This window comes from Acetobacterium wieringae (assembly GCF_001766835.1).
Classification (GTDB): Bacteria; Bacillota; Clostridia; order Eubacteriales; family Eubacteriaceae; genus Acetobacterium; species Acetobacterium wieringae.
On sequence record NZ_LKEU01000003.1, the window covers coordinates 1 to 1,037 of the forward strand.

The 1,037-nt window shown below is 40.1% G+C and carries 1 pseudogene; it reads left to right on the top strand.

Going from position 1 to position 1,037, the window contains the following annotated elements:
• Positions 1-106: 106 nt before the first annotated feature.
• Positions 107-970, top strand: a pseudogene (locus ACWI_RS00035) (IS3 family transposase); the annotation flags it as partial.
• Positions 971-1,037: the final 67 nt, after the last annotated feature.

The window sequence follows — 1,037 nt, forward strand, 5'->3', positions numbered from 1 at the left end:
ATGTTGACAAACTCAAACAGGAGCATGAAGATGAAAAGGAGCTGCTCGTAAAGAAAATAGGCGAATTAACACTGGATGTCGATTGGCTTAAAAAAAAACAAATTCAAATCTCTCAAATGAAGAAAAAAGAGCGTTAATTGATTGGAAGCACCCTTCCTTAACCATAAAAAAACAGTGTCAACTTCTGATGCTATCGCGATCGACAGCTTATCATGTACCTGTAGATGTTTCGCCATCCAGGGATGAAATCAATATTAAAAATGCCATTGATCGTATTCATTACGAGGAACCTGCCTTTGGCGTCAGACGAATCCGGAATGAACTGCATAAACAGGGTTTTCATAACATGGGCAGACGTCTTGTCAGACGTTATATGATGGAAATGGATATTGTTTGTTTCTATCCCGGCCCTAATCTGAGTAAGCGGGCCAACGCTGCAAAAACCTATCCCTATCTGCTGAGAAATCTGGAAATTGACCGACCGAATCAGGTGTGGTCGATTGATATTACTTATATTGGAACTCCAAATGGATTTGTGTATTTAACCGCTATTATTGACTGGTATTCCCGCTATATTGTGGGATACACCATCAGCAACACCCTGCAAACCGATATGGTCACCCGTGTTATAAAAAATGCCGTTGAAACCTATGGCGCACCTGAGATTATTAATAGTGACCAGGGCAGTCAGTTTACGTCAAATGCCTATATTGACCTAATTAAAAGCTTCAAAACAACTAAAATCAGCATGGATGGTAAAGGCCGTGCTACCGACAATATTGCCATTGAACGGTTTTTCCGATCATATAAATGGGAACGCCTGTATTTACTGTACCCGGAAACCGTTACTGAAGTGAAAGCTATGACAAAGGAATACATCGCTAAATATAACCACAAGCGTGGTCACCAACGATTCGATTACAAAACACCGGCAGCTGTATTCTATGAAAATATGGCATTGGCTGCCTGATCAAAATGCGAAAGGAGATTTATCTAAATATTTCTGATTTCGTGTCTTGACAAGCGTGTACATTATA